The sequence below is a fragment of the Shewanella sp. MBTL60-007 genome, assembly GCF_019654915.1.
Taxonomy (GTDB): domain Bacteria; phylum Pseudomonadota; class Gammaproteobacteria; order Enterobacterales; family Shewanellaceae; genus Shewanella.
Genome location: NZ_BPET01000110.1, coordinates 1 through 5,325, shown reverse-complemented (window position 1 = coordinate 5,325; position 5,325 = coordinate 1). Strand labels below are relative to the sequence as shown.

Sequence of the window (5,325 nt, the reverse complement as noted above, 5' to 3'; positions counted from 1 at the left end):
TGACGGGCTAAAGCCCGACCTACAACAAAACACCGCTTTTCCGTAAGCGCAGCGTACCGTGAGTGACGCAGTCACGTTCCCTAGGCCACAGGCCGTTCCGCTGTTACCGTCTTTGCTTTAAAAGAAGGTCCTAGATTCTAGGACGCTTCGCTGCGAGGACGGACTTCGTCCTGCTAGGAACATCAAAAGCATGACGGGCTAAAGCCCGACCTACAACAAACACCGCTTTTCCGTAAGCGCAGCGTACCGTGAGTGACGCAGTCACGTTCCCTAGGCCACAGGCCGTTCCGCTGTTACCGTCTTTGCTTTAAAAGAAGGTCCTAGATTCTAGGGCGTTTCGCTTCGAGGGCGGACTTCGTCCTGCTAGGAAAATCAAAAGCATGACGGGCTAAAGCCCGACCTACAACAAAACACCGCTTTTCCGTAAGCGCAGCGTACCGTGAGTGACGCAGTCACGTTCCCTAGGCCACAGGCCGTTCCGCTGTTACCGTCTTTGCTTTAAAAGAAGATCCTAGATTCTAGGACGCTTCGCTACGAGGACGGACTTCGTCCTGCTAGGAAAATCAAAAGCATGACGGGCTAAAGCCCGACCTACAACAAAACACCGCTTTTCCGTAAGCGCAGCGTACCGTGAGTGACGCAGTCACGTTCCCTAGGCCACAGGCCGTTCCGCTGTTACCGTCTTTGCTTTAAAAGAAGATCCTAGATTCTAGGACGCTTCGCTACGAGGACGGACTTCGTCCTGCTAGGAAAATCAAAAGCATGACGGGCTAAAGCCCGACCTACAACAAAACACCGCTTTTCCGTAAGCGCAGCGTACCGTGAGTGACGCAGTCACGTTCCCTAGGCCACAGGCCGTTCCGCTGTTACCGTCTTTGCTTGTACCGTCTTTGCTCTTCCTAGAGCCTAGAACCTTTCTTTGCCTTTCCTAGAACCTTCTTTTAATAAACCTTCTTTTAAACCTAAATTTTTCGCTGAACGCTCTGTTCCCAGAACTGTCTCGACAAGTTATGAGTCTTAGTGGATAAGCGTGAAACTTGGCCGCCTCGTTCTGCAGCATCCTGTGTCTGCTGTAGGCTTTCAAGTGCCAACTCATTAATCACTTGAATTGAGTGACTAATATCATTGGCAACCGCCGTTTGCTGTGTCATGGCACTGGCATTTTCATCACTCATCACGTTCATCTTAATAATAGAGTCTCGTAGAGCCTCAAACGAGTCATCAACCTTCTTAGCCAGCGCCACCGATTGCTCAGCTCGGTATTGGCCTGCCTCCATGGTCTTTGCCGCTTTTTCCGTACTTTGACGAAACTTTGTAACGATGGCTTCGATATGGGAGGTCGACTCGCTGGTACGGCTGGAAAGCTGACGCACTTCATCTGCCACAACGGCAAAACCACGACCGGACTCACCCGCCCTTGCCGCCTCTATCGCCGCATTTAATGCCAACAGATTAGTCTGCTCAGCAATACTCCTGATCACATCCAGTACATTATTAATATCGTGACTATCTTGCTCGATAGATGCGACCACTGAGGAGAAGTTACCCACCTCATCCTTTAGTTGGTTGATTGATCCAATTACCTGCTCTAATAGCTCATGGCCCTTTTCAGCAGAAACATTGCTTGCAGCCATCTCAGTTGCGGCGCTGTGAATGTTATTACTCACCTCAGCAAAGCTGGCACTCATCTCCTCCATCGCCGTTGCAGCTTGGCTAGTTTGCATGCTCTGGCTATCGGCGCGCTGGCGGGTACTATTAATGGTGTCGTTTAAGCTGCCGCTAAGGGATTCGATTGACGCTGCAGAATCAGCCATTCGCCCGACTACGCCACCGGTTTCGGTCAGCAGAAACTGTAATGCAAAGCTAACCACGCCTAACTCATCCTGACGACCCGTAAACACCCCAGTTGCAAGCGGATCATCTATGGTATTTCTTGCCTGAGCGACTAAGCTATTGAACGGCTTTAAAATAGAATTGAGACCAAGCGCCCCCACTATCGTGAGCACGACAGCAGCGACAATCGGTGAGTAACTAGCAAGCATCACCGCCATAAGCACAGATACGATTAGCCAAGCATATAACTTAGCGCTAAAACCTAAGATAGGCTTACGTAATTCCTTAGGCTGCTTTCCTGCTTGTACCTTTTGATAAATTGATTGGGCGCGTTCAATTTGCTCTGGTGTTGCCTTACGCCGTACCGATTGATATTCATGGATTTTGCCATTTTCATAAACAGGGGCTACATAGGCATTAACCCAGTAATGGTCGCCGTTTTTACTGCGATTCTTAACGATCCCCACCCAAGGCTTACCTGTTTTAATACGCGACCAAAGCGACTCGAAAGCCGCCTCAGGCATATCGGGGTGACGAACTAGGTTGTGGGGCTGACTATGTAACTCATCAAAACTATAGCCACTCACATTGATGAAACCTTCGTTTGCATACTTAATATTACCGTCAAGATCCGTTGTGGACAGTAATATACAGTTATCGGTCAATGTCTTTTCTTTTTGTGTGACCGGTTGGTTGTTTCGCATGACTAACAGCCCTTTAACTTGAAATAAACACCGGGCATTCTGACAAATTCATAAAAAGAAAGGATTGATTATTATCACGAAATGACTCTAATAATTGAAAAAAAACATAATGTTTTGCACATTACTCAAGGTTGGAGCCCAAGCCCACTTGTTACAACCTTGTTTCGAAAAAATAATGTTCGCTAATGCTAACTCATCAATACAAAGGGCGATTCGCCATAAACTGAGATGAGGTATCTCTATTGTAGGTAACAAAAGCAGCCTCAAATTCGCTGAATTGGCAGCTAAATGAGCAAAAATGAGCAAAAAATAGCTAATCGCACGCTTTGTTACAAATGATGCAATCGCTTGCTGGATTTAACACTTTAAACCGTGATATTTAAAGAGGTTAACGTTAATTTAATTAATGAGAATTAAAACTAGCATAATCGGGGATATAAATATGAAGGGATTAACCCTCAAACCAATCGTATCAGCAGTCGCTTTAGCATTAGCTCTTAGTGCATGTGGTGCTTCAAATATAAGCAAAGATACCAGTACTGAAACACAAGTCGCACCAAACGTCGTTGCCCAACAGATCATTGAAAACAATGCCAGCAACCCGTTCTTCAAACCATACGATACCTACTTTGGTATTCCTGATTTTGCCAAAATCAAGCCAGAGCACTACCTACCCGCATTCAAGGCTGGCATCGCACAGCACAAAGCTGAAATTCAAGCGATTATCGATAATCCTGATGCGCCAACTTTCTCTAATACTATCGAAGCGATGGAGTTTTCAGGTAACTTAACCACCAAAGTGGCGAGTGTGTTTTATAACCTAACTGGCGCAGACACTAACAAAGAGTTACAAGCTATCTCTAAAGAAGTGTCACCAATGCTCTCTGCAGCTAACGATGATATTTTATTAAACGATGCGCTTTTTCAGAAAGTTAAAGCCGTTTATAACCAGCGCGACTCACTGAATTTAAATGTCGCTCAGGCAAAACTGCTTGAAGATACCTATAAATCATTTACTCGTGGCGGCGCGAACTTAAGTGAAGCAGACAAAACCAAGCTGCGTGCATTGAACGAGCAGATTGGCAAACTTAGCCTAGAGTTTGGCGACAACTTACTAGCAGAGACCAATGCGTTTGAATTGGTTATCGACAATAAGGCCGACTTAGCAGGCCTACCAGAAGGTGTCATCGCAACTGCCGCACAAACTGCAACTAAGCGTGGTCACGAGGGGAAATGGGTATTCACCACGTCTCGTCCATCAATCACACCGTTTTTAACTTATGCAGACAATCGCGATCTTCGTGAAGTACTGTACAAAGGTTACGTAGAGCGTGGCAATAACGATAACGCTAACGACAACAAGAAGATCTTGGCTAAGATGGCGGCACTACGTGCAGAACGTGCGCAACTAATGGGTTATAAGACCCACGCGCATTTTGTACTCGAAGAGCGCACGGCTAAGACCCCTGAAAACGTGTATGAACTGCTAAACAAGGTATGGCCGGCCGCGCTTGCTCAAGCGGAAGCGGAAGTGGCAGACATGCAAGCGCTGATTAATGAAGAAGGCGGCGACTTCAAACTTGCGGGTTGGGACTGGTGGTACTACTCAGATAAGATCCGTGTGGCAAAATACAGCTTCAACGAGCAGCAAACTCGTCCTTATTTCTCATTAGAAAATACCCTAAAAGGCGTATTCTATACGGCTAACCGCCTATTTGGCATCACGGTTAAAGAGCGAACCGATCTACCTAAGTACAATGATGAGGTGCGTACATGGGAAGTGTATGACAAAGATGGCGAGCTAATGGCTATCTTTATGGGTGACTACTTTGTTCGCGACAGTAAGCGTGGCGGAGCATGGATGAACTCTTACCGTCAGCAGTACAACATGGATGGCGTAGACTCTAAACCAATCATAGTTAACGTGCTTAACTACCCTCGCCCTGCAGGCGATGAGCCGGCACTACTGACCTTCGATGAAGCGAGCACCCTGTTCCATGAATTCGGTCACGCATTGCACGGCATGCTATCTGATGTCGAGTATCGCTCTCAAGCGGGTACTTCTGTACCACGTGACTATGTAGAGTTCCCCTCTCAGGTGATGGAAAACTGGATGACACAGCCGGAAGTGTTAGCGCAATTTGCTAAACACTACAAAACAGGTGAAGTGATCCCGCAGGAATTAGTTAAGAAAATTCAAGCGGCAAGTAAGTTCAACCAAGGCTTCGCTACCGTTGAATATATGGCTGCAACTAAACTGGATTTAGATTGGCACACAGTCACAGACTTTATGCCAAAAGATGCTGCTAAGTTTGAAGCCGAGTCACTCAACAAGATGGGCCTCATCGCTGAGATCGCGCCGCGTTATCGCAGTACCTACTTCTCGCACATCTTCGCAGGTGGATACTCTGCCGGTTACTACAGCTACATCTGGTCTGATATTCTGGGGGCCGATGCTTTTGAAGCCTTTAAGGAAAATGGCATCTTCGACAAGGCTACCGCTGATGCCTTTAGAGATAACATCCTATCTCAGGGCGGCAGCGAAGATCCTATGCAACTTTACAAGCAGTTCCGTGGTAAAGAAGCTGGAATTGATCCACTACTACGCAGCCGAGGACTCTTAGCAAAATAAGAGAATGCGAACTAATCGCTTGTAAACTCTGTCCCGTCCTGAAATAGGTTGACGGTTTTTACTAGACCAGTAGCTTCTGCTGCTGGTCTTTTTTATGCACTTGATTAGGTGTTTTCATACCCAAGCTTAAGTGCGGCCTCAGCTCATTGTATATAA

At 46.7% G+C, this 5,325-nt stretch carries 2 protein-coding genes; one reads left to right on the top strand and one right to left on the bottom strand.

The window, feature by feature from the left end; translation table 11 throughout:
* Window positions 1-962: 962 nt before the first annotated feature.
* Window positions 963-2,537 carry a PAS domain-containing methyl-accepting chemotaxis protein gene (locus tag K5Q92_RS23240; protein WP_220771199.1) on the bottom strand — a complete coding sequence of 525 codons (1,575 nt, stop codon included), beginning with the start codon at window positions 2,535-2,537 and terminating at the stop codon, window positions 963-965.
* 442 nt (window positions 2,538-2,979) lie between these two features.
* On the opposite strand from K5Q92_RS23240, the gene K5Q92_RS23235 reads away from it, so the two are divergent.
* Window positions 2,980-5,169: a M3 family metallopeptidase gene (locus K5Q92_RS23235; protein ID WP_220771198.1), complete on the top strand. Its 2,190-nt coding sequence runs from the start codon at window positions 2,980-2,982 to the stop codon at window positions 5,167-5,169.
* The last annotated feature ends 156 nt before the right edge of the window (window positions 5,170-5,325 follow it).